Here is a 1,192-nt window from a genome sequence, read left to right as displayed (position 1 = left end):
AGGCGCTCGAACGTCAGCATAAGACGCTGAACGTGGTCGGTCGCCTCCACGTAGACATCTCCGCTCGGGCACTCGGTGTAGCCCACGTCCGGGTCTTCGTTGTCAAAGCTGAGTACGGAGAAGGCGCCTTCCAGACCACCATGCGCACCAGCCCGGAGCGGCAGGATCTGGATCGTGATGTTAGGCCAGTTCACGACTTGGAGGATGTCGTCGAGTTGGCGGGTCATGGCGTCTGGCTGTCCGACAGGACGGGCCAAAGTTCCTTCGTCCATAAGGACATGCAGCGTTGGTGCATGCGAGCCGAGGAGACTGATCTTACGTGCCATCCGAGCATCTACGCGGCGATTCACCTCGGCGGCGCTCAACCTCGGGTGCACGGCACCGATGATCTCGCGGGCATAGTCCTCGCTCTGGAGCAGGCCTGGCACCAGCAGCGGTTCCCACTGACGGATGACCGCTGCCTCGGTTTCGAGTGCGATGTAAGACCCGGTGAACACATCGCTGTAGGCGGTCCACCAGCCGCGCTGACCGGCATCCTTGCCAAGCTGAATCAGTCCAGCCTTCGCGGAGGAGTCCACACCGTACAGGTCACAGGCATGGCCAATGTCCACCCCGCTCGGGAGCAGTCGCGCGTTCTCGATCCGGTTGACCTTCGATCGGCTCCATCCGAGCTGCAGGGCCGCTCTCTCTGGGGTAAGCCCTGACTGCTCGCGAAGTCGTCGCAGCTCACGGCCAAGGCGGCGATGCCGAACAGTGGGGCTCTTCGTAGGCATGGCGTCCAGTGTGCAGCGAGATAGAAATTATTTCTATACGCATAGTGCTTGCGACGATGCGCAGTGCATACGATGATGCGTTGTATCCCACTCCACGGAGCACCCGAGGGCCGAACATGGCGATCAACGATCCCTGCTCCACGTCAGCCCTTAGCGTTCTCCCCCTCGGCGGGTGGGCAAACGAACGAGCCGATCTGCGGGACGGTGTAGACCACCCCTTCTTCTCGGAGGTAGGCGACGACCTTTCTGGCCGTTCCCCGAGCAACGCCGAACTCCTGAACCATCTGGACTTCAGAGGGGATCAGATGACGTGGCAGGTAGTCTCCTCGCTCGATTCTCTCGCGGAGGATTTCTGCGACCTGAATCCATACCGGCCGATCGCGCTCAAATTCGATCATGCAAAGAACCTAGACGGCCAT

2 protein-coding genes and 1 pseudogene are annotated in these 1,192 nt (G+C 61.0%); all 3 read right to left on the bottom strand.

Features of this window, described 5'->3' with window-relative positions:
- Nucleotides 1-578 (bottom strand): DUF5753 domain-containing protein (locus ACIN94_RS32840; protein ID WP_400714955.1); only part of this gene is annotated, 578 nt, incomplete at its 3' end.
- Between the two features lie 45 nt (nt 579-623).
- Nucleotides 624-773: pseudogene (locus ACIN94_RS32835) on the bottom strand (helix-turn-helix domain-containing protein); the annotation flags it as partial.
- A gap of 143 nt (nt 774-916) precedes the next feature.
- Nucleotides 917-1,171 (bottom strand): GntR family transcriptional regulator, encoded by a 255-nt coding sequence (locus tag ACIN94_RS32830; protein ID WP_400714952.1) that lies wholly within the window; start codon nt 1,169-1,171, stop codon nt 917-919.
- Nucleotides 1,172-1,192 lie beyond the last annotated feature (21 nt).

Source organism: Streptosporangium sp. NPDC087985 (genome assembly GCF_044741965.1).
Lineage (GTDB): Bacteria > Actinomycetota > Actinomycetes > Streptosporangiales > Streptosporangiaceae > Streptosporangium.
This window is presented reverse-complemented; position numbering and strand designations above follow the sequence as displayed.